The organism is Caballeronia hypogeia, from assembly GCF_001544875.2.
GTDB classification, from domain to species: Bacteria; Pseudomonadota; Gammaproteobacteria; order Burkholderiales; family Burkholderiaceae; genus Caballeronia; species Caballeronia hypogeia.
This window is the reverse complement of sequence record NZ_FCOA02000085.1, coordinates 1-1,085: the sequence shown is the minus strand read 5'-3', so window position 1 is coordinate 1,085 and position 1,085 is coordinate 1. Positions and strand designations below refer to the sequence as shown.

The 1,085-nt window shown below is 61.7% G+C and carries 1 protein-coding gene; it reads right to left on the bottom strand.

Annotated elements, in window-relative coordinates:
* Window positions 1-1,085, bottom strand: a 1,085-nt coding sequence (locus AWB79_RS37935; RefSeq protein ID WP_061172599.1) for an S-(hydroxymethyl)glutathione dehydrogenase/class III alcohol dehydrogenase, incomplete at both ends; no start/stop codon positions are given.

Sequence of the window (1,085 nt, the reverse complement as noted above, 5' to 3'; positions counted from 1 at the left end):
ACGACGGAACGAATCGACTCGCCCTTCTTCATCAGGTCGAAGCCGTCGTTGATCTGCTCCAGCTTGAGATGATGCGTGATCAGGTCGTCGATATTGATCTTGCCTTCCATGTACCAGTCGACGATCTTCGGCACATCCGTGCGCCCGCGCGCGCCGCCGAACGCCGAGCCTTTCCACTCGCGTCCCGTGACGAGCTGGAACGGACGCGTGCTGATCTCCTGCCCCGCCGCCGCCACGCCGATGATGAACGACTGGCCCCAGCCCTTGTGCGTGCATTCGAGCGCCTGACGCATCAGCGTCGTATTGCCGACGCATTCGAACGAATAGTCCGCGCCGCCATCGGTCAGTTGCACGATATGGTCGACGACGTTCTCCACTTCCTTCGGGTTGATGAAGTGCGTCATGCCGAACTTCTTCGCGAGCTCCACGCGCCCCGGATTGATATCGACACCGATGATCTTGTCCGCGCCGACCATCTTCGCGCCCTGGATCACGTTCAGGCCGATGCCGCCGAGACCGAACACGACTACATTCGCCCCCGCTTCCACCTTCGCCGAATACACGACCGCGCCGACGCCCGTCGTCACGCCGCAGCCGATGTAGCAGATCTTGTCGAACGGCGCGTCTTCACGCACTTTCGCCACCGCAATCTCCGGCACCACGATGTAGTTCGAGAACGTCGACGTGCCCATGTAGTGGAACAGCGGCTTGCCATCGAGCGAGAAGCGTGAAGTCGCATCGGGCATCAGGCCTTTGCCTTGCGTCGCGCGAATCTTCTGGCAGAGATTCGTCTTGCGCGACAGACAGAACTTGCACTCGCGGCACTCCGGCGTATAGAGCGGAATCACATGATCGCCCTTCTTCAAGGTGCCGACGCCGGGCCCGACATCGACGACCACGCCCGCGCCCTCATGCCCGAGAATCGCCGGGAAGATGCCTTCCGGGTCCGCACCCGAAAGCGTGTAGTAATCGGTATGGCAGATGCCGGTCGCCTTGACCTCGATCAGCACTTCACCCGCGCGCGGACCTTCGAGATCGACCTCCTCGATCGTCAACGGCTTGCCTGCTTCCCATGCGATTGCTGC